This window comes from Mycobacterium sp. E2238 (genome assembly GCF_001672665.1).
Classification (GTDB): Bacteria; Actinomycetota; Actinomycetes; order Mycobacteriales; family Mycobacteriaceae; genus Mycobacterium.
Genome location: NZ_LZKF01000255.1, coordinates 44,009 through 64,682, shown reverse-complemented (window position 1 = coordinate 64,682; position 20,674 = coordinate 44,009). Strand labels below are relative to the sequence as shown.

The window sequence follows — 20,674 nt, the reverse complement described above, 5'->3', positions numbered from 1 at the left end:
ATGCGCATGACAAACTTGACAACGTGACGCGTCCGCGACCCTCGATAGGCCCGGCGATGGCCGGTGCGGTCGACTTATCCGGCCTCAAGCAGCGGGCCCAGCAACAGCCGCCGGCCGGCGCGACGGGCGCCGGTGCAACGCCGGCCGCTGAGGCCGGTCCTGGCGTCACCGCGATCACCGAAGCCAATTTCGAAACCGAAGTCCTGCTCCGGTCCGAGGAAGTGCCGGTCGTGGTGCTGCTGTGGTCGCCACGCAGCGACGCATGTGTCCAGCTCGTCGACATCCTGTCCGGCCTGGCCGCCGAGGACAACGGCAAGTGGTCCCTTGCCACGGTCAACGTCGACGTGGCGCCAAGGGTGGCCCAGATATTCGGTGTCGACGCGGTGCCGACCGTCGTGGCTCTGGCCGCCGGGCAGCCGCTGTCCAGCTTCCAAGGGATGCAGCCGCCCGAGCAGTTGCGGGGCTGGGTGGACTCGCTTCTCTCTGCGACGGCCGGAAAGCTCAAGGGCCCAAGCGGTTCCGCGGACCCCGACGAGGTCGACCCCGAGCTGGCCGCCGCCCGTGAACAGCTCGAGGCGGGTGATTTCGAGGCGGCGAGAACCTCGTATCAAGCGATCTTGGATGCCAATCCGGGCAGCGTCGAAGCCAAGGGCGCGATCCGGCAGATCGACTTCCTCAAGCGCGCCACCACCCACTCGCCGGATGCCCTCGCGGCCGCCGACGCGGCACCGAGCGACATCGATGCGGCCTTCGCCGCCGCCGACGTGCAAATCCTCAATCAGGATGTGAGCGCGGCCTTCGATCGCCTGATCGCTTTGGTGCGCAGCACATCTGGGGACGACCGGACCAAGGTGCGCACCCGATTGATCGAGCTTTTCGAGCTTTTCGATCCTGCCGACCCCGAGGTCGTCGCCGGACGGCGCAACCTCGCCAACGCGCTCTACTGACGGCCTACTCGGGCTCGAGCCACAAGGCCGAATTGGGCGGAAGCACCAGCACCGCCGATGCGGGTCGCCCGTGCCACGGGTCCTCGGTGGCATCGACACCACCCATGTTGCCGATGCCGGTCCCGTTGTAGTCGGTGGCGTCGGTGTTGAGCACCTCGCGCCAACGGCCGGCGGACGGCAGGCCGAGCCGGTATCCGCTGTGCTCGTTGCCGGCGAAATTGAAGACGCAGGCCATCACGGAGCCGTCGCTGCCGTACCGCAGGAAGCTCAACACGTTGTTGGCCGAGTCATTCGCGTCGATCCAGGAGTAGCCGTCGGGGACGGTGTCCTGGCTCCACAGCGCGGGGTGGTTGCGGTAGATGTCGTTGATGTCGCGCACCAGACGCAGCACGCCGTTCGAGAAGCCTTGCTCGTCGAGCTGCCACCAATCCAAGCCGCGTTCCTCCGACCACTCGGCGCGCTGGCCGAATTCCTGCCCCATGAACAGCAATTGCTTGCCGGGGTGCGCCCACTGGTAGGCGAGCAGGCTGCGCAGCCCGGCCGCCTTGACGTGGTTGTTGCCCGGCATGCGGCCCCACAGCGTGCCTTTGCCGTGCACGACCTCGTCGTGGCTGATCGGCAGCACGTAGTTCTCGCTGAATGCGTAGAGCATCGAGAACGTCATCTCGTGGTGGTGGTAGTTGCGGTAAATCGGGTCGCGGCTGATGTAGTCGAGCGTGTCGTGCATCCAGCCCATATTCCACTTCATCGAGAAGCCAAGGCCGCCAAGGTTGGTCGGGCGCGTGACACCGGGCCACGACGTCGACTCCTCGGCGATGGTGACGATGCCGGGGGCCGACTTGTGCACCGTGGCGTTCATCTCCTGCAGGAATTGCACGGCCTCCAGGTTTTCCCGCCCACCGTAGATGTTCGGCGTCCAGCCGCCCTCGGGGCGCGAGTAGTCCAAATACAGCATGGAGGCAACGGCGTCGACCCGTAACCCGTCGACGTGGTACTCCTCGAGCCAATACAGCGCGTTGGCCACCAGGAAGTTACGCACCTCGGCGCGCCCGAAATCGAAAACGTAAGTGCCCCAGTCTAGTTGCTCGCCACGCTTAGGATCGGCATGTTCATAAAGCGGGGTGCCGTCAAACCGTCCCAACGCCCATGCATCTTTCGGGAAATGCGCCGGCACCCAGTCAACGATGACGCCGATGCCGGCGTTGTGCAGCGCGTCGACCAACGCCCGGAATTCGTCGGGTGTGCCGAACCGCGATGTCGGCGCGTAGTACGACGTCACCTGGTAACCCCATGACCCGGCGAACGGGTGCTCGGCGACCGGGAGCAACTCGACGTGGGTGAACCCATGCTCGACCACATAATTGGTCAGCTCCTCGGCCAGTTGCCGGTAACCGAGTCCGGGCCGCCACGAGCCGAGGTGGACCTCATAGGTGCTCATCGGCTCGAACACCGGGTTGAGCTGAGCGCGCCGCTCCATCCACTCGGCGTCCTGCCATGTGTATTCGCTGCGCGTCACGCGAGACGCGGTGTGCGGCGGCACTTCGGTGGCGAACGCCATGGGATCGGCGCGGTCGGTCACGACGCCGTCGGCGCCATGCACGCGAAACTTGTACAGGCCGTTGGCGGGGAAGTCGGGCCAGAACAGCTCCCACACGCCCGAGGAGCCCAGCGACCGCATGGGTGCATCGTTGCCCGTCCAGCCGTTGAACTCGCCGATCAGGCTGACGCCCTTGGCGTTGGGCGCCCACACCGCGAACGACACGCCGTTGACGACGCCGTCGGCCGTGGTGAACGAACGAGGGTGCGCGCCAAGGACTTCCCAGAGTCGCTCGTGACGGCCCTCGCCGAACAGGAAGAGGTCCACCTCGCCCAGGGTGGGCAGAAATCGGTACGCGTCGGCGACGGTGTATGGCTCGGAACCCTCGTATTTCACCTGCAGCCGGTAGTCGATCAGGTTGGTGAAGGGCAGCGCCACGGCGAACAGGCCGGACTCGATGTGCTCCAACGGGAAACGGTCGTCTCCGACGAGCGCCACGACCTCGACCGCATGCGGGCGGAACGCCCGGATGACGGTGTGGTCGGTGTACTCGTGGGCGCCCAGGATCCCGTGCGGGTTGTGATGCGTGCCGGCCAGCAGGCGCGACAAGTCGGCGGGGTCGGGCGCCAGGTGCGTCCTGGCGAGTTGGTCTGCTTGGCTCATGTCACAATCCCTCCGGTCCTTTTGGTGGCCTGCGGAGCAGCGTCATTCGGGACTCCTGCGGGATGAGTGGCATGTTGATGACATGCGCGACCGCTCGCGCAGGGTCGATGCGAACGTAGTTTGCTTGCCCCCATTGGAATTCCTGGCCGGTGATTTCGTCGCGCACCCAGAAACGCTCATAGGGCTCCATACCCAAAGCCGCCATATCCAAAAACAGCGTGGCTTCCTCGGGCCCGAACGCGTTGAGCGTGACGACCACCAGCACACAGTCGCCGGTCGCCGGGTCGAATTTGCTGTAGGCCAGTAGCGCATCGTTGTCGATGGCGTGGAAATGGATGGTACGCAACTGCTGCAGCGCGGGGTGTAACCGGCGAATGGAGTTGAGCCGGGTGATGAACGGCTCGAGCGACCGCCCTTCGGCCAGCGCGCCCGCGAAATCACGAGGCCGCAGTTCGTATTTCTCGGAGTTCAGATACTCCTCGCTGCCTTCCCGCACCGCGCGGTGCTCGAAGAGCTCGTACCCCGAATACACGCCCCAGGCCGGACCCATGGTCGCCGCCAGCACCGCCCGGATCGCGAACATGCCGGGGCCGTTGTGCTGCAGGATGGCGTGCAGGATGTCGGGGGTGTTCACGAACAGGTTGGGGCGCCGAAAGTCCGCGGCGGCGGCGATGGCGTCGCCGAACTCGGTGAGTTCCTGCTTGGCCGTGCGCCAGGTGAAGTAGCTGTAGGACTGCGTGAACCCGAGCTTCGCCAATCCGTACTGGCGGGCCGGCGGCGTGAAGGCCTCCGAGAGGAACAGCACATCGGGGTCGATGCTCTTCGCCTGGGCGATCAGCCATGCCCAGAAGTTCGGCGGCTTGGTGTGCGGGTTGTCAACCCGAAAGAACTTGACGCCGTGGTCCATCCAGTGCCGGACGACGCGCAGCACCTCGTCGTAGAGGCCCGCCGGGTCGTTGTCGAAGTTGAGCGGATAGATGTCTTGATATTTCTTCGGCGGGTTCTCCGCATAGGCGATGGTGCCGTCGGGCAGCTCGGTGAACCATTCACGGTGATCGCGGGCCCACGGGTGGTCCGGGGCGCACTGCAACGCCAGGTCCAGCGAGACCTCCATCCCCAACTCGCGCGCCGCGGCGACGAAGGCGTCGAAGTCTTCGATGGTGCCCAGGTCCGGGTGGACGGCGTCGTGGCCACCCTCGTCGCTGCCGATTGCCCACGGAGAACCAACATCGCCGGGAGCGGCGGTGGGAGAGTTGTTGCGGCCCTTGCGGTGCACCTTGCCGATCGGGTGGATCGGCGGTAGGTACACCACGTCGAATCCCATTGCCGCGATGCGTGGAAGCTCGGCGGCCGCCGTGGCGAACGTGCCGTGGACGGGCTTGCCCTCGGCGTCCCACCCCCCGGTCGAGCGGGGGAACATCTCGTACCAGGAGCCGAAGCGGGCGAGCGGCCGGTCCACCCAGACCCCGTACTGCTCGCCCCGGGTGACCAGATCGCGCAACGGATACTCGGCCAGGATCTCGTCGATTTCCGGCCCCAGGGCCAAGGCGGTGCGGGTGATCGGATCCCCGGGGCTCCGCAACGCCGTGGCGGCCGCCATCAGCGGTTCGCGCCTCGCGCGCGGCACGCCCGTGGCGGCGCGCTCGAGCAGCGCTGCCCCGACCAAGAGGTCATTGGACAGTTCCGTCTCGCCCTGGCCGGCCTCGAGCTTGGCTACCAGGCCATGCCGCCAGGAGTGGATCGGGTCCCCCCAGCCATCGACTCTGAATGTCCACAGGCCCACCCGGTCGGGCGTGAATTGCCCGTGGAAGACGTACGGCTCGAGGCCCAACGTCATCGGCAGCAGCAGCGGCTTGATCCGTTGCTGATCTCCCGCACCGTCGACTTCCGTCGCGATCTTCACCGGGGCCTGGACCGCTTTGATTCGGCGGGTTTCGCTGACCTGCGGATAACGCGGTCCGAGGTACCGCACGACCAGGGTCGCGGCGACAGCCTCGTGGCCCTCACGCCATACCGCCGCGCTGACCGGGACGGTCTCGCCGACCACGGCCTTGGCGGGATACGCGCCGCAGGAGACGACGGGTTGTACGTTATCGATCTCGACACGACCAGGCACAACACTCCGTTCCGATTTGCCGGCTCCTCCTCGGTCCGCTTTCGCGGACCGCATCGTCGCCGACTGGTTCCGATTTGCCGGCTCCTCCTCGGTCCGCGTTCGCGGACCGCATCGTCGCCGACTGGTTCCGGTTTGCCGGCTCCTCCTCGGTCCGCTTCGGACCTCGCCGACTGGTTCCGATTGTCTGCGGCCAGACCGCTGTGCGCTCCGTCGCGGAATGCCTCTCGTCTGGCGAAACTTCCTGTCGTGGGGAACTTCCTCTGCGGGGAAGCACCGTTGCGGCCCCAATAACTAACCGATACCCAGCCTAGTGTCCGGTCACACCCTCGGCGGGAAAAGCGGTCTCCACCGACGCCGTGCATGGGGCGAAATCCTCAGTAAGGTAAGGACGCGTGAAAGCCCTCCGCCGCTTTACCGTCCGCGCTCACCTCCCCGAACGGCTGGCCGCGCTGGATCAGCTGTCGACCAACTTGCGATGGTCATGGGACAAGCCGACCCAGGACTTGTTCGCGACCATCGACGTCGGCCTGTGGGAGCGCTGCGGCTCTGATCCAGTGGCGTTGCTGGGCGCGGTGAATCCGGCACGACTCGACGAGCTGGCCCTCGACGAAGCATTCTTGGGCCGACTCGATCAGTTGGCAGCCGACCTCAACGACTACCTGAGCCGTCCGCTGTGGTACCAGCAGCAGCAAGCCGAAGGCGTGGCGATGCCGACGGCCATCGCCTACTTCTCGATGGAGTTCGGCGTCGCCGAGGTGCTGCCCAATTACTCGGGCGGCCTGGGCATCCTCGCCGGGGACCACCTCAAGTCGGCCTCGGATCTGGGGGTGCCCCTGGTGGCCGTGGGCCTGTACTACCGGTCCGGTTATTTCCGCCAGTCGCTGACCGCCGACGGCTGGCAAAACGAGACTTACCCGTCGCTGGACCCGCAGGGCCTGCCGTTGCGGCTACTCACCGATGCCGCCGGCGATCCCGTCCTGGTCGAGCTGACGCTTCCCGACTCCGCCCAGCTGCACGCACGGATCTGGGTTGCTCAGGTGGGCCGGGTGCCGCTGCTTCTGCTCGATTCCGATGTCCCGGAGAACGAGCACGAGCTGCGCGGCATTACCGACCGGCTGTACGGCGGTGACCAGGAACACCGGATGCGCCAAGAGCTGCTGGCCGGCATCGGCGGCGTGCGGGCGATCCGCGCGTTCACCTCCATCGAAGGCCTGCCCGCGCCCGAGGTGTTCCACATGAATGAGGGGCACGCGGGATTCCTCGGAGCCGAACGCATCCGCGAATTGATGACCGATGCCGGCTTGGACTTCGACACCGCGCTGGCCGTCGTGCGATCCAGCACCGTGTTCACCACTCACACTCCGGTGCCCGCGGGTATCGACCGGTTCCCGATCGACATGGTGCGGCTCTACTTCGACGGCCAGATCGAGGACGATCCCGGCAAGAAGAAAGCCGGCGGCAAGGGCGCGCCCGCGCTGTTGCCAGGCGTACCGACGGCCCGGATTCTCGCGCTCGGCGCCGAGGACGACCCGACCAAATTCAACATGGCGCACATGGGTCTGCGGCTGGCGCAGCGGGCCAACGGCGTCTCGTTGCTGCACGGTGAGGTGAGTCGGGCCATGTTCAACGAGCTGTGGTCCGGGTTCGACGCGGACGAAGTGCCGATCGGGTCGATCACCAACGGGGTTCACGCGCGCACCTGGGCGGCGCCGCAATGGTTGCAGTTGGGGCGTGAGTTGGCCGGGTCGGATTCGTTCGGCGATCCCGGCGTCTGGCTTCGGCTGAACCAGGTTGACGCGGGCCATCTTTGGTGGATCCGCTCGCAATTGCGGTCGCTGCTGGTCGAGGACGTCCGGCAGCGGCTGCGGAAATCCTGGCTGGAACGCGGCGCATCGGACGCCGAATTGGGCTGGATAGCAACGGCATTCGATCCGAACGTGCTTACCATTGGGTTCGCCCGGCGGGTGCCCACGTACAAGCGGCTGACGCTGATGCTGCGCGACCCGGAGCGGCTCGAACGCCTGCTGCTCGATGAGGACAGGCCGATTCAGCTGATCGTCGCCGGAAAGTCGCACCCGGCCGACGACGGGGGGAAGGCGTTGATCCAGCAGGTGGTGCGCTTCGCCGACCGGCCGGCGGTACGCCACCGCATCGCGTTTTTGCCCGACTACGACATGTCCATGGCCCGGCACTTGTACTGGGGTTGTGACGTCTGGCTGAACAACCCCCTGCGGCCGCTGGAGGCCTGCGGCACCTCCGGGATGAAGAGCGCGCTCAACGGTGGGCTGAACCTGTCCATCCGCGATGGTTGGTGGGACGAGTGGTACGACGGCGAAAACGGTTGGGAGATACCGTCTGCCGACGGTGTGGCCGACGAGGCTCGCCGGGACGACCTGGAGGCCAGCGCGCTCTACGACCTGCTGGAGCAGGCCGTGGCGCCCAAGTTCTACGAGCGTGACGAACACGGGGTGCCGCCACGCTGGATCGAGATGGTGCGGCACACACTGCAGACACTCGGCCCGAAGGTGCTGGCCTCGCGCATGGTGCGCGACTACGTCGAGCAGTACTACACGCACGCCGCGCAGTCGCTGCGCAGGACCGTCGGGCCCGCCGAGGACGGTGCGGACGGCGCTGAGTTCGGCGCGGCACGCGAGGTGGCCGACTACCGTCGGCGCGCCGAGGAGGCCTGGCCCAAGATCATCATCACCGATGTGGACAGCACCGGGCTGCCGGATACGCCGGTGCTCGGCTCCAAGCTGACCCTGACCGCCACCGTGGCGTTGGACGGGCTCGCGCCGGACGAAGTCACGGTCCAAGCGGTGGTGGGTAGGGTCGACGGCAGCGACGCGCTGCTGGATCCGGTCACCGTTGAGATGTCGTATACCGGGACCGCCGAGGGCGGCAATCAGGTGTTCTCGACGACGCTGTCGTTACCGCTGGCCGGGGCGGTCGGGTACACCGTTCGCGTGCTGCCCCGCCACCCGATGCTTTCCTCCAGCACCGAGCTGGGTCTGGTCACTCTGGCCCGCTGACATCACGCGGGAAGGCCCTCCGACGCGGTGCGCAGCCGCTCGAGCGCGGCGCGGACCTGCGCCGGATTGGTGGTCTGCCAGAACGGCGGCAGCGAGGCACTCAGGTAACCGCCGTAGCCGGCGGTGACCATCCGCGAGTCCAGCAACGCGACCACACCGCGGTCGGTGATGCGGCGCAACAGCCGACCCGAGCCTTGCGCCAGCAGCAACGCGGCGTGGCTGGCGGCGACCGCCATGAAGCCATTGCCGCCACGCGCGGCCACCGCTCGCTGGCGGGCGCCCAGCAGCGGGTCGTCCGGCCGCGGAAACGGGATGCGATCGATGAGCACCAGGGACAGGGACGGCCCCGGAACGTCGACGCCCTGCCACAGCGACAGCGTGCCGAACAACGAGGTCCGTTCGTCGGCGCTGAACTGTTCCACCAGCGCGGAGGTGCTGTCGTCACCCTGACACAGCACCGGCGTCGATAACCGTTGGCGCATGGCCTCGGCGGCGGCCCGCGCGGCGCGCATCGATGAGAACAACCCCAGGGTCCGCCCGCCGGCCGCGGTGATGAGCTCTTCGATTTCGGTGAGCTGCTCGGCCGACCCGGTGCCGTCCCGGCCAGGAGGCGGCAGGTGGGCGGCGACGTAGAGGATTCCTGCCTTGGCGTGCTCGAACGGTGAGCCGACGTCGACGCCCCGCCAGGGCACCTCGGCATCGGCGCCGGTCAGCCCCCACGCCGCGGCCATCGCGTCGAACGACCCGCCGATTGTCAGGGTCGCCGAGGTCAACACGGTAGTGGAACGGGAGAACACCCGGTCGCGCAGCAGGCCCGCGACCGACAGGGGTGCCACCCGCAACACCGGGCGCAACGCCCCCCTGTTGTCCTCGTGATCCAGCCACACCACCTCGGTGCGATCCGGAATGGCGGGGGCGAACGACGACAGGACCCGCGAGGCGGTATCGGATATCTCGCTCAGGGCGGCTATCGCTTCGGCGCGCGCGGCGGCCGCCTTCGCGTCGCTCGTGGTGTCGATCGCCGAGCGTGCCGCGCCGGCCGCGTCGCGCAGGGCGGTCACGTACGTCGCCAGCTCCTCGTCGAGGCGGTCGATGCGACCCGGCGTGCCGTCGTGGATCGCCGCGGCGAAGTTGGCGGTCGCCGCCTCCAGCCGCTGCGTCAGCTCGGGGTTCACCAACCGGGCGATCCGTCGCGCCGCGACGCCGAGGGCGGCCGGCGTCAGCTCCGCGGTCGCCACCGACGTCACCCGGTCGACCAACTCGTGGGCCTCGTCGACAACCAGCAGCGCGTGTTCGGGCAGTACCGCGGATTCGGCGACGGCGTCGATGGCGAGCAGCGCATGGTTGGTGACCACGATGTCGGCGGCGCCGGCCCGGCCGCGCGCCCGTTCGGAGAAGCATTCGGAGCCAAACGGACAACGGGCCACACCCAGGCATTCCCGTGCCGAAACGCTGACCTGGGACCAGGATCGATCGGGCACACCGGGTTTCAGGTCGTCGCGGTCGCCAGACTCGGTCGTCGACGCCCAGGTGGTGAGCCGCTGGACGTCACGCCCCAGGGCGGTGGCCGCGATGGGATCGAAAAGCTCCTCCTGCGGCCGGTCACCGGGGTCTTCCTCGGCCTCGGCGCCGCCATTGTGAATCTTGTTCAGGCACAGATAGTTTCGGCGCCCCTTGAGCAGCGCGAACTGCGGGCGGCGCGGAAGGGCGTCGGCGATCGAATCGATCAGCCTGGGCAAGTCCCGATCGACGAGCTGTCGCTGCAGCGCGATGGTGGCCGTGGACACGACGACGGGCGAGTCGTCGTCGATGGCGCGGACGATTGCGGGCACCAGGTACGCCAGCGACTTTCCGGTGCCGGTACCGGCCTGCACGACGAGATGCTCGCCGGTGGCGAACGCCCGCGCGACGGCGTCGGCCATCTGGAGCTGGCCGCTACGCTCACTGCCGCCGAGCGCGGCCACGGCGACGGCCAGCGACTCGGGCACGGACACTTCGGACGTGGTCAGCCCCTTTTGCTCTGCTACCGGCGGCCGGCGGGGATCAGCGTGGTCGGGATCGCGGGTTCTCCGTGGGAGAGGTTCAGCCCTTCCCAGGGCAGACTGCGCAGCCCGGAAGCTACCAGTTCACGCGCCGCGGCCACATTCGGTTTGGACACCACGTCGCCACCGCGGACCAGGGGGACGGTCAACACCCGGGACGGCTCGGTGACCGGGGGCCGGCGGCCAGCCGGATACACCAGCTCCTCGGTGGCGGTCCCGGATGTGCGCGTCAGGCGCAGCGCCTCCTTGCGGCCGCCGCGGGATTCCTTGTGGCTGCTGCGCTTTTGCACCGGCATTCCGTCGACCTCGACCAGTTTGTAGACCATGTTCGCTGTCGGCGCGCCCGAACCCGTCACGAGCGACGTGCCGACGCCGTAACTGTCCACCGGTTCGGCGCCCAGTGCGGCAATCGAGAATTCGTCGAGGTCGCCGGACACCACGATGCGGGTCCCGGTGGCTCCCAGGCCGTCGAGCTGCTCGCGGACCTGGCGGGCCAGCACGCCCAATTCCCCGGAGTCGATGCGGACTGCGCCGAGCGACTCCCCGGCGGCGGCCACGGCGTTGGCCACGCCGGTCGTCACGTCGTAGGTGTCCACCAGCAGCGTGGTGTCGACGCCCAGCGCGTCGACCTGCGCGCGGAAGGCGGCCAGTTCGGTCACTTCGGCGGGCTCTTCGGTCGCGTGCAGCATGGTGAACGCGTGCGCCGACGTGCCCTGCGCGGGAATTCCGTACCGGCGCTGAGCCTCGAGATTGGAGGACGCGGCGAAGCCGGCGATATAGGCCGCACGCGCCGCGGCGACCGCGGCGTGCTCATGCGTTCGCCGCGACCCCATCTCGATCAGCGGACGATCCCTGGCCGCGCTCACCATTCGCGCCGCTGCCGACGCGACCGCCGTGTCGTGATTGAAGATCGACAACGCCAGCGTCTCCAGCACGACACACTCGGCGAACGTGCCGGTCACCGACAACACAGGAGAGCCGGGGAAGTACAGCTCACCTTCGGCGTAGCCGTCGATATCGCCGCGGAACCGGAAATCGCGCAAGTAGCGCAAGGCATCTGGATCCAGGAATTGCGCCAGCAACTGACACGCCTCATCGTCGAAGCTGAACTGCGGCAACGCTTCGAGCAGGCGCCCGGTCCCGCACACCACGCCGTAGCGACGCCCCTCCGGGAGTCGGCGCGCGAACAATTCGAAGGTCGTCGGGCGATCGGCGGTACCATCTCGCAGCGCCGCCGCCAGCATCGTCAACTCGTACTTGTCGGTAAGCAGCCCAGTTACGACCGGGTCGTTCATTCCATAACGGTATCGGCTGGCGTCGGGGGCTCGGAAACCTCACCGGTCCCTCGGTATCCTGGGGGCCATGGTTGTTATGTCAGCGCCCACTAAGCCGGGCACTACAGGACAACGCGAGTCCGCTCCGGTAGACGTCACGGCGAGTCCGTGGGTCACGATCGTATGGGATGACCCCGTCAACCTGATGACCTACGTGACGTATGTGTTCCAGAAGTTGTTCGGCTACAGCGAGCCGCACGCCACCAAGCTGATGCTGCAGGTGCACAACGAAGGCAGGGCGGTGGTGTCGGCCGGCAGCCGGGAGTCCATGGAAGTCGACGTGTCCAAGCTGCATGCCGCCGGGCTGTGGGCGACGCTGCAGCAGGACCGCTGACACTCGGGGCTGCGGCGATTACCTGTGCGCAAATGGAAGCGCGTCGAGACCGCGGACGGTCCCCGTTTTCGGTCCGCCCTGGCGTCGCACGAGGCCGCCCTGCTGAAGAACCTGGCAACCGCCATGCTCGGGTTGCTCGACGAGCGTGAATCATCCTCGCCCGCAGACGAACTCGAGCAGATCACCGGCATAAAGACCGGAAACAGCGATCCGCCGAAGGACCCGACCCTGCGCCGGCTGTTGCCCGACTTTTTCCATCCCGACGACGATGACCCGTCGGCTTCCGACGCCGCCGATAGCCTCAACGCCGCGCTGCGCAGCCTGCACGAGCCCGAGATCATCGGCGCCAAACGTCTTGCGGCGCAGCGGATGTTGGACACCGTTCCGCAAGACGGCGGCCGATTCGATCTGACCGAGGAGGATGCCAACGCCTGGGTGGCGGCGGTCAACGACATTCGGCTGACGCTGGGGGTGATGCTCGAGGTCGGGCCGGAGGGGCCGGAGCGGCTGCCCGCCGACCACCCGCTGGCCGTACACTTCGACGTGTACCAGTGGTTGACCGTCTTGCAGGAATACCTCGTCCTGGTGCTCATGGGGTCCCGATGAGCATCGACGGCGGCCGGGCGAACGCCATCACCGACGTCGGAGGCATCCGCGTCGGTCACCATCATCGACTCGACCCCGACGCGTCCATGGGCGCCGGATGGGCGCGCGGCGTCACCGTCGTGCTGACGCCGCCCGGGACCGTCGGGGCCGTCGACTGCCGCGGCGGCGCGCCCGGTACCCGGGAGACCGACCTGCTGGATCCCGCCAACACCGTCCGCTACGTCGACGCGGTGTTGCTCGCCGGCGGCAGCGCCTACGGTCTGGCCGCCGCCGACGGCGTGATGCGCTGGCTGGAAGAACGCGAACGCGGCGTGGCGATGGATGGCGGGGTGGTGCCCATCGTGCCCGGCGCCGTGATCTTCGATCTGCCGGTCGGTGGCTGGGATCGCCGCCCGACGGCGGAGTTCGGCTACCTGGCCTGCGAAGCCGCCGCGAGCGGGGGTGCGCCGGCCGTCGGGAACGTCGGCGCCGGCGTCGGGGCGCGGGCCGGGGTATTCAAGGGCGGGGTCGGGACGGCTGCTACGACGCTGCCGTGCGGGGCGACCGTTGGCGCGGTGGTCGTGGTGAACTCGGCCGGCGACGTCGCCGACCGGACCACCGGCCTGCCGTGGATGGCGGACCTGATCGAGGAATTCGCGTTGCGGCCACCGCCGGCGGAGGAGATCGACGCCTTCGCGCAGTTGCCGACCGCGGCGACCCCGCTGGAGACCCCGCTCAACACCGTCATCGGCGTCGTGGCGACCGACGCAGCGCTGAGCGCGGCCGCGTGCCGGCGCGTCGCCGTCGCCGCGCAGGACGGCCTGGCCCGTACGGTCCGGCCGGCGCACACCCCGTACGACGGCGACACCGTGTTCGCGCTGGCCACCGGGGCGGTAGAGGTGCCGCCCCCGCCGGACGCGCCCGCCTCGTTTTCGCCGGAGATGCGGCTGGCGGCGGAGGTCGGTGCCGCGGCGGCCGATTGTCTGGCGCGCGCGGTGCTGGTCGGCGTGTTCGCCGCGGATTCGGTGGCCGGGATACCGACCTATCGCGACGTGTTGCCCGGGGCGTTTGCCCGATGAGAAGTTCTCCTCAGTTCGCGCCGGTAACCTGCAGCTATGGGTAAGACCACCGGGCGCCCCGGCCCACCGGCGACGTCTGCGAAGCGTCCCGCGTGGGTGGTCGGCGCGGCCACGATCCTCACCTTCGTCGCGCTGCTCTACCTCATCGAGCTCATCGACCAGCTGACGCGGCACTCCCTGGACGAGAACGGCATCAGACCGCTGGAGGCCGACGGGCTATGGGGGATCGTCTTCTCCCCGGTCTTGCACGCGAGTTGGCAACATCTAATGGCCAACACGGTGCCGCTGTTGGTGCTGGGATTCCTCATGACGCTCGCCGGCCTGAGCCGGTTCGTCTGGGCCACCGCGATCGTGTGGATCCTCGGCGGCTTCGGTACTTGGCTGATCGGGGACGTGGGCAGCTCATGCGGACCGACCGATCACATCGGGGCTTCCGGCCTGATCTTCGGCTGGCTGGCCTTCCTGCTCGTGTTCGGGATCTTCGTGCGCAGGTTCGCGGACATCGCGATCGGGCTGGTGGTCCTGTTGGCCTACGGCGGAGTGCTGCTGGGCGCCATGCCGGTGCTCGGCAGATGCGGTGGCGTCTCGTGGCAGGGGCACCTGTGCGGTGCGATCGCCGGCGTCGTCGCCGCTTATTGGTTGTCCGCGCCCGAACGCAAAGCCCGGGCGAAGAGAAAAGCCGGCGCCGCCACGCCGCGTCCCAAGACATGACGTCGCCGTTGGCGCCCGTCGGGATCTTCGACTCCGGCGTCGGCGGGCTGACCGTGGCGCGGGCCATCATCGACCAATTGCCCGACGAGGACATCGTCTACGTGGGCGACACGGGCCACGGGCCATACGGTCCGCTCACCATCCCAGAGGTCCGCGCGCACGCCTTGGCCATCGGGGACGACCTTGTCGGGCGCGGGGTGAAGGCGTTGGTGATCGCGTGCAACACCGCGTCCGCGGCTTGCCTGCGGGACGCCCGCGAGCGGTATGACGTACCGGTCGTCGAGGTGATCCTGCCGGCGGTGCGTCGTGCCGTCGCCACGACGCGCAACGGGCGCATCGGTGTCATCGGCACCCGCGCGACCATCAACTCGCACGCGTACCAGGACGCGTTCGCCGCCGCCCGCGACACCGAGATCACCGCCGTGGCCTGCCCGCGCTTCGTCGACTTCGTGGAGCGTGGCGTGACCAGTGGGCGCCAGGTGCTCGGGCTGGCCGAGGGCTACCTCGAGCCGCTGCAACGCGCCCAGGTCGACACCCTGGTGCTTGGGTGCACGCATTACCCACTTCTGTCGGGATTGATCCAGCTGGCGATGGGCGAGCAGGTGACGCTGGTGTCGAGCGCCGAGGAAACCGCCAAGGAGGTACTGCGCGTACTCACCGAGCGCGATTTGCTGCGTCCGCACCCGGACGATCCCGACGCCGCCCCGCCTTCCCGAGTCTTCGAAGCCACCGGCGACCCCGAGGCGTTCACCAAGTTGGCCGCGCGATTTCTCGGTCCTGCCGTCACCGGCGTGCAACCCGTTCACCACGTGCGGATCGACTAGTGAGGATCATGGCGACCCGTCTCGCCCGGCTTCGCCGCGCCGGCGATCGCCATGTGCCGATGGCGAGATTCTCATCACACCAATGCGGCGATGTTTTCGTCACGGTCCTATCGGGCATGGCACAGTAGTGTCCGTGCGAATAACCGTGCTCGGCTGCTCGGGCAGCGTGGTAGGGCCGGATTCGCCCGCGTCGGGATATCTGCTTCGGGCACCGGATACACCGCCGATGGTCATCGACTTCGGCGGCGGCGTGCTGGGCGCGCTCCAGCGCTATGCCGATCCCGCCTCCGTGCACGTGCTCTTGTCCCATCTGCACGCCGACCACTGCCTCGATTTGCCCGGCCTGTTCGTGTGGCGGCGCTACCACCCCTCGCGGCCGGACGGCAAGGCGTTGTTGTACGGGCCCGGCGACACCTGGTCCCGGCTGGGCGCGGCGTCATCACCGTACGGCGGTGAAATCGACGACTGCTCAGACATTTTCGACGTTCGGCACTGGGTCGACGGCGAACCGGTCACGCTCGGCTCGCTCACGGTGACGCCGCGGGTGGTCGCCCACCCGACCGAGTCGTACGGCCTGCGGATCACCGATTCGACCGGCGCCTCGTTCGTCTACAGCGGTGACACCGGCGTCTGCGACCAACTCGTCGAGCTGGCGCGGGACGCCGATGTCTTCCTCTGCGAGGCCTCCTGGACCCACTCGCCGGACCGCCCGCCCGCTCTGCATTTGTCGGGCACCGAGGCCGGCCGGATCGCGGCGCAGGCCGGCGTTCGCGAGCTGCTGCTGACCCACATCCCGCCGTGGACGTCCCGCGAGGACGTGATCAGCGAGGCCAAGGCCGAGTTCGACGGCCCCGTGCATGCGGTGGTGTGCGGCGAATCTTTCGATATCCGCCGCTCTGAAAGGGTCTGAGCAAGCCGCGCGTGAGTTGGCTTAGGGTTACCGGGTGACCAGACGAGAAGACGGCCGCCTTGACGACGAGCTTCGCCCCGTAGTCATCACCCGCGGATTCACCGACCACCCGGCGGGGTCGGTACTCATCGAATTCGGCCACACCAAGGTGATGTGCACCGCCAGCGTCACCGATGGGGTGCCGCGCTGGCGCAAGGGGTCGGGGCTGGGATGGCTGACCGCCGAGTACGCGATGCTGCCGTCGGCAACCCATACGCGCTCCGATCGCGAATCCGTGAAGGGACGGCTGTCCGGGCGCACCCAGGAGATCAGCCGGCTGATCGGCCGGTCGCTGCGGGCCTGCATCGATCTTGCGGCGTTGGGGGAGAACACCATTGCCGTCGACTGCGACGTCCTGCAGGCCGACGGCGGCACCCGCACCGCCGCCATCACGGGCGCGTTCGTGGCCCTGGCCGACGCCGTGACCTACCTGGCCGCGGCGGGCAAGCTGTCCGACCCGCGCCCGTTGTCGTGTGCCATCGCGGCGGTCAGCGTCGGGGTGGTCGACGGCAGGATCCGGGTGGACCTGCCCTACGAGGAAGACGCGCGGGCCGAGGTCGACATGAACGTCGTCGCCACCGACACCGGGACACTCGTGGAAGTCCAGGGCACCGGCGAGGGCGCGACGTTCCCGCGTTCGACGCTGGACAAATTGCTCGACGTGGCGCTGGCCGCTTGCGACAAGTTGTTCGCCGCCCAGCGCGAGGCATTGGCGCTGCCGTATCCCGGTGAGCTGCCCGAGGGCTCGGCACCGCCGAAGGCGTTCGGCAGCTGACCAAGCTTCTACCCGCCAGCGCCAAACCAGACTTGGGTTAGCTTGCGCCCGCCGCGATCACCTCGTCCACCTCGACGGCCCGGGCAGCCATCTCGGCGTGTGCCTTGTCCAGCGCCTCGGCCTGATCCTCGTCGGCCTTCATCAACGCCTCGATGTTGGAGTCGGCCAGGTCGTGGACACCCATCTCCCTGAACGCCTTCTGTACCTTTTCGCCCCACAGCCCGATGTCCTTGACGATCGGCACGATGCGGCTGAACAGGTGCGAGCGGAACTGAATCATCAGCGGAGAGGTGTCGACCCAATCGGCACACTCTTGAACGTCCATGCCGAGGGTCGCGAAAACCTCTTCGCCGCGGAACCGGTCGCGCATCAGATAGCAGGCGTCCACGACGAACTCTTCACGCTCGCCCCGCTCGGACTCGGTCAGCCCGGAGTAATAATCCTTCAGCGAGATTCGGCCGAAGGCGACGTGGCGGGCCTCGTCCTGCATGACGTAGGCCAGCAACTGCTTGGCCAGCGAGTCCGGCGCCGCCATGTCTCGCATCACCCCGAAGGCGGCCAGTGCGAGCCCTTCGATGAGTACCTGCATGCCGAGGTAGGGCATGTCCCATCGCGAATCGCGCAGGGTGTCGTCGAGCAGGGCGGTCAGATGCTTGTTGATCGGGTAGACCAGGTCGGCCTTGTCCTGCAGGAACCGCCCGAATGCCTCGACGTGGCGGGCCTCGTCCATGGTCTGGGTGGCGGCGTAGAACTTCGCGTCCAGGTCCGGGACGACCTCGACGATCTTGGCCGCGCACACCATCGCTCCCTGCTCCCCGTGCAGGAACTGCGAGAGTTGCCAGGCCTGGAAGTGCTGGCGCAACTCGGCGCGACCCGCGTCACCTGCGGCATCCCACATCGGGCTGCCGAACAGCGGATGAAATTCGTCGGGCAGCGCGAGTGGGTTCGTCGGGTCGACGTCTTGCGCCCAGTCGATGCGCGACTGGGCGTCCCACTGCTTGTCCTTTCCCTTCTGGTACAGGGAAAGGAGTCGGGCGCGGCCGTCGTCGTACTCCCAGGTGAAGCGCGCGTCGCCGGCGCTGGGAACCTCCCACGAGTAGGGGTCTGGCACCTCGGTGTACTTGTCCCTCGTGGTCATGAGTTGCCGCCTCTCTGCCCGGTATGACCAGTGGTCATATGACACGTATCACAGTGCGCCGCGTGCGGCGGCGCTGTCAACCCTGCTGAAGTGAGTCGGTTTGATCGGCTGGATGAGCCGCAGATGAGCTCCGCGTAGCACTCCGGCTAGTTTGTTGCCGTATGCATAGGTCGCTGTGCGGAGGTAATGGCCATGTTCCGGATTGACCGGTGACCAAGCTTCTGGTCGCCAGCCGCAACCGGAAGAAACTGGCCGAATTACGCCGGGTGCTCGACGCGGCCGGCCTGACCGGCTTGAGGCTGGTCTCTTTGCATGATGTGCCGCCCTTCGATGAGGCGCCCGAAACGGGCGCGACCTTTGAGGACAACGCGTTGGCCAAGGCGCGGGATGCATTCGCCGCGACGGGCCTGGCTGCGGTCGCCGACGATTCCGGCCTGGAGGTGGCCGCTTTGAACGGCATGCCCGGCGTGCTGTCGGCGCGCTGGTCGGGTGATCACGGCGACGACGCCGCCAACACCGCGCTGCTGTTGGCGCAGTTGCGCGACGTGCCCGACGAACGGCGCGGCGCGGCGTTCGTGTCGGCATGCGCCCTGGCCGGACCGTCCGGCGAGGTCGTCGTCCGCGGGGAGTGGCCCGGCAGCATCGCCCGGGAACCGCGGGGGGACGGCGGCTTCGGGTACGACCCGGTCTTCATTCCCGCGGGTTCCGCCCGCACCGCGGCCGAGCTCAGCCCCGAGGAGAAGGACGCGGTCTCCCATCGCGGCCGCGCCCTCGCGTTGCTAGTGCCGGCGCTGCGCGACCTGCCCTAGTACCTGCCCAGTGTGAAGCCAGCCGCACACTCGGCCTCGAGTGTGAAGCCAGCCGCGCACTCGAGCTCTACAGGCCGAAACGGGCCTTCACGTCCCTGGTCTGGACTTGCTCGACGATGATGCCCAGGAGCGGGATGGTGCCGGCAAGGAGGACACCGATCGTCTTGGGAATCGGCCACCGCACCTTGACCGCCAGATTGAACGCGGTCAGGACATAGATGAAGTACACCCAGCCGTGGACCACCTCGATCCAGCGGATCTCGTGGTGCAAGACGAGATGCGAGACGATCTCGTAGCACAGCGCGATCAGCCAGAGACCCGTCGCCCACGCCATGATCCGGTAGCCGAGCAACGCGGTGCGGATCTTCTCCACGGGGAATGCCGACGCGGGTCTTTCCGGTGTGGTCATGCGGTGGTCCTGTTCTGTTTTTCGGTGTCTTGTTTGGCAAGTTCGGCCAGGTACGCGTTGTACTCCGCCAGCGCGGGGTCATCGGACGGCTGTTGCTTCGGTTTGGGGCGCTCGGGCAGCAAGCCGGCGGGTATCTCTGTGTCGGCAACGTCCTGCCGAGGCTCCGGCGGCATGTCTTCGTAGCGGACGTATTTGCGGTACGCGTACACGCAGAACCAGGCGAACAGCGGCCACTGCAGTGCGTAGCCGAGGTTCTGGAAGCTGCCCGAGACGGACTGGAACCTGGTCCACTGCCACCAGCCCAGCGCCAGGCAACCGCACGCCGCGACGATCACCAAGGCGATCAGCGCGGGCCTGCGACGATGGGTGGTGGACACCCCTCGAAGGTACCGCTCACGGTTTGGGTCCGACGAATTCGTCGCGGCGTGCGACCGCCGGGTCCGTTCGCGACCTGAGCGGTACGATCGGCACGCTGCGGGCGTGGCGAAATGGCATACGCGCCGGCTTTAGGTGCCGGTGCTCGAAAGAGCGTGAGGGTTCGAGTCCCTCCGCCCGCACCCTTATTTCGCGATCGCGAAGCGTCAAACCCTCCGTGCGGGGTACATGGACTGCACGGATACGAGGAGACGCCATGGCTACCGGAGACCAACAACGCGATGAAGCCGTCACCGCACGAGACATAGAGCGCGCCGAACGCAGAGCCGCGGCCGCTCGCGAACGCGCTGCACACGCCGGGCTCTCGGCGGCCCGTAGCTTCGAGGAATCGGCCCGCAAACACGAACAAGTTGCGCGGGTGCAAGACAGCGCCGTCGAACAAGGCGTGTCGCACGTAGGCGTGCACCGCGAGTCGGCGGCTCACCATCGTGAATTCGCCGCCGAAGACCGCAAATTGGCCGAGCTGAAGCGCAAAGAGTCCGAGGCCGACCTGGCTATCGACTAGGCGTCCAGAAAGCGCGCGCGAACCTCCGGCGGCGGCAGCGGACACGTGTCGTACTTGCCGAAGATGCGGTAGCGGACGTCTGCGACCCTGTCGTAGAGCCAGTCACGTAGGGGGGTGGGGACGACGCGGGCAACCTCGAGCAGCTTCCACGGCCCGCCAAGGTAATCCACGACCCGCAACGCGGCTGCGGACCGCACTGCGACGCGTTCTCCCGGCTGGTCGGGCTCGTCAACGAACACCACGGAGTCCACGTCTTTGATGGACGGGTGCCGGGCAAACACTGCTTGGGCGAAGTCGCTGTCCAGCGCCGCAAAGCGCAGGGTGCCATGGTGATCGAACCGAAGTATCGTGCGTACCGCCGCGTTGCATACGCCGCAGACCCCGTCGTACAGCAACACGGGCGGCACCGTTTCGCTGCTCACGCTTTCCAGGCTACTGGCCCAACAGCCA

19 protein-coding genes and 1 tRNA gene are annotated in these 20,674 nt (G+C 67.8%); 12 read left to right on the top strand and 8 right to left on the bottom strand.

Translation table 11 applies throughout. The features are described from left to right. Positions 1 to 23 precede the first annotated feature (23 nt). Positions 24 to 947, top strand: coding sequence for a tetratricopeptide repeat protein (locus A5711_RS24225; RefSeq protein ID WP_067950993.1), 924 nt, complete (start codon positions 24 to 26; stop codon positions 945 to 947). Positions 948 to 951: 4 nt separating this feature from the next. Here the strand turns inward: A5711_RS24225 and glgB are convergent, their stop codons facing one another. After that, positions 952 to 3,147, bottom strand: coding sequence for a 1,4-alpha-glucan branching protein GlgB (gene glgB, locus A5711_RS24220; RefSeq protein WP_067950991.1), 2,196 nt, complete (start codon positions 3,145 to 3,147; stop codon positions 952 to 954). A 1-nt stretch (position 3,148) separates the two neighbouring features. Further along, positions 3,149 to 5,263: an alpha-1,4-glucan--maltose-1-phosphate maltosyltransferase gene (locus A5711_RS24215; RefSeq protein ID WP_231986971.1), complete on the bottom strand. Its 2,115-nt coding sequence runs from the start codon at positions 5,261 to 5,263 to the stop codon at positions 3,149 to 3,151. Between the two features lie 392 nt (positions 5,264 to 5,655). Here A5711_RS24215 and glgP point away from each other — a divergent pair, with 392 nt between their 5' ends. Beyond that, positions 5,656 to 8,295: an alpha-glucan family phosphorylase gene (gene glgP / locus A5711_RS24210; protein ID WP_067950987.1), complete on the top strand. Its 2,640-nt coding sequence runs from the start codon at positions 5,656 to 5,658 to the stop codon at positions 8,293 to 8,295. Between the two features lie 2 nt (positions 8,296 to 8,297). Here the strand turns inward: glgP and A5711_RS24205 are convergent, their stop codons facing one another. Beyond that, on the bottom strand, positions 8,298 to 10,304 hold the full coding sequence (locus A5711_RS24205) for an ATP-dependent DNA helicase (protein WP_067950986.1): 2,007 nt from the start codon (positions 10,302 to 10,304) through the stop codon (positions 8,298 to 8,300). A 14-nt stretch (positions 10,305 to 10,318) separates the two neighbouring features. Beyond that, positions 10,319 to 11,632, bottom strand: a complete 1,314-nt coding sequence (locus tag A5711_RS24200; protein WP_067950985.1) for a nicotinate phosphoribosyltransferase — start codon at positions 11,630 to 11,632, stop codon at positions 10,319 to 10,321. 67 nt (positions 11,633 to 11,699) lie between these two features. Between A5711_RS24200 and clpS the strand changes: the two genes are divergently transcribed. The 7 genes from clpS to rph all read left to right on the top strand — a co-directional run bounded on the left by clpS (position 11,700) and on the right by rph (position 16,928). Beyond that, a complete protein-coding gene (clpS, locus tag A5711_RS24195) occupies positions 11,700 to 12,005 on the top strand; it encodes an ATP-dependent Clp protease adapter ClpS (RefSeq protein ID WP_067950984.1) in 306 nt (101 codons plus the stop codon). A gap of 24 nt (positions 12,006 to 12,029) precedes the next feature. Then, positions 12,030 to 12,611: a DUF2017 domain-containing protein gene (locus A5711_RS24190; protein ID WP_067950983.1), complete on the top strand. Its 582-nt coding sequence runs from the start codon at positions 12,030 to 12,032 to the stop codon at positions 12,609 to 12,611. Next, positions 12,608 to 13,669, top strand: coding sequence for a P1 family peptidase (locus tag A5711_RS24185; RefSeq protein ID WP_067950982.1), 1,062 nt, complete (start codon positions 12,608 to 12,610; stop codon positions 13,667 to 13,669). The genes A5711_RS24190 and A5711_RS24185 overlap by 4 nt, the downstream gene beginning before the upstream one ends. A 36-nt stretch (positions 13,670 to 13,705) precedes the next feature. Further along, positions 13,706 to 14,380: a rhomboid family intramembrane serine protease gene (locus A5711_RS24180; RefSeq protein WP_067950981.1), complete on the top strand. Its 675-nt coding sequence runs from the start codon at positions 13,706 to 13,708 to the stop codon at positions 14,378 to 14,380. Further along, the gene (murI, locus tag A5711_RS24175; protein ID WP_067950980.1) at positions 14,377 to 15,204 is read left to right on the top strand and encodes a glutamate racemase; all 828 of its coding nucleotides are present in this window, start codon (positions 14,377 to 14,379) and stop codon (positions 15,202 to 15,204) included. The genes A5711_RS24180 and murI overlap by 4 nt, the downstream gene beginning before the upstream one ends. 127 nt (positions 15,205 to 15,331) lie before the next feature. Further along, entirely contained in the window at positions 15,332 to 16,114 is a 783-nt protein-coding gene (locus tag A5711_RS24170; protein ID WP_067950979.1) for a cyclic nucleotide-degrading phosphodiesterase, read from the top strand. Between the two features lie 34 nt (positions 16,115 to 16,148). Beyond that, positions 16,149 to 16,928 carry a ribonuclease PH gene (gene rph, locus A5711_RS24165; protein WP_067950978.1) on the top strand — a complete coding sequence of 260 codons (780 nt, stop codon included), beginning with the start codon at positions 16,149 to 16,151 and terminating at the stop codon, positions 16,926 to 16,928. Between the two features lie 37 nt (positions 16,929 to 16,965). Here the strand turns inward: rph and A5711_RS24160 are convergent, their stop codons facing one another. Next, positions 16,966 to 18,066: a ferritin-like domain-containing protein gene (locus tag A5711_RS24160; RefSeq protein ID WP_067950977.1), complete on the bottom strand. Its 1,101-nt coding sequence runs from the start codon at positions 18,064 to 18,066 to the stop codon at positions 16,966 to 16,968. Between the two features lie 209 nt (positions 18,067 to 18,275). On the opposite strand from A5711_RS24160, the gene rdgB reads away from it, so the two are divergent. Further along, complete coding sequence (gene rdgB, locus A5711_RS24155; protein WP_067950976.1) at positions 18,276 to 18,875, top strand: RdgB/HAM1 family non-canonical purine NTP pyrophosphatase; 600 nt, start codon at positions 18,276 to 18,278, stop codon at positions 18,873 to 18,875. A 67-nt stretch (positions 18,876 to 18,942) separates the two neighbouring features. Here the strand turns inward: rdgB and A5711_RS24150 are convergent, their stop codons facing one another. Both A5711_RS24150 and A5711_RS24145 read right to left on the bottom strand, forming a co-directional pair. Continuing rightward, positions 18,943 to 19,284 (bottom strand): DUF3817 domain-containing protein, encoded by a 342-nt coding sequence (locus A5711_RS24150; RefSeq protein WP_067950975.1) that lies wholly within the window; start codon positions 19,282 to 19,284, stop codon positions 18,943 to 18,945. After that, positions 19,281 to 19,661, bottom strand: coding sequence for a hypothetical protein (locus A5711_RS24145; protein ID WP_067950974.1), 381 nt, complete (start codon positions 19,659 to 19,661; stop codon positions 19,281 to 19,283). Before A5711_RS24145 ends, A5711_RS24150 begins: the two co-directional genes overlap by 4 nt. Positions 19,662 to 19,758: 97 nt before the next feature. On the opposite strand from A5711_RS24145, the gene A5711_RS24140 reads away from it, so the two are divergent. Further along, a tRNA-Leu gene (locus A5711_RS24140) sits at positions 19,759 to 19,841 on the top strand. Positions 19,842 to 19,915: 74 nt separating this feature from the next. Then, entirely contained in the window at positions 19,916 to 20,224 is a 309-nt protein-coding gene (locus tag A5711_RS24135) for a hypothetical protein (RefSeq protein WP_067950973.1), read from the top strand. Here A5711_RS24135 and A5711_RS24130 read toward each other — a convergent pair. Further along, positions 20,221 to 20,646, bottom strand: a complete 426-nt coding sequence (locus tag A5711_RS24130; protein ID WP_067950972.1) for a thiol-disulfide oxidoreductase DCC family protein — start codon at positions 20,644 to 20,646, stop codon at positions 20,221 to 20,223. The two genes, A5711_RS24135 and A5711_RS24130, sit on opposite strands and share 4 nt — an antisense overlap. Between the last annotated feature and the right edge of the window lie 28 nt (positions 20,647 to 20,674).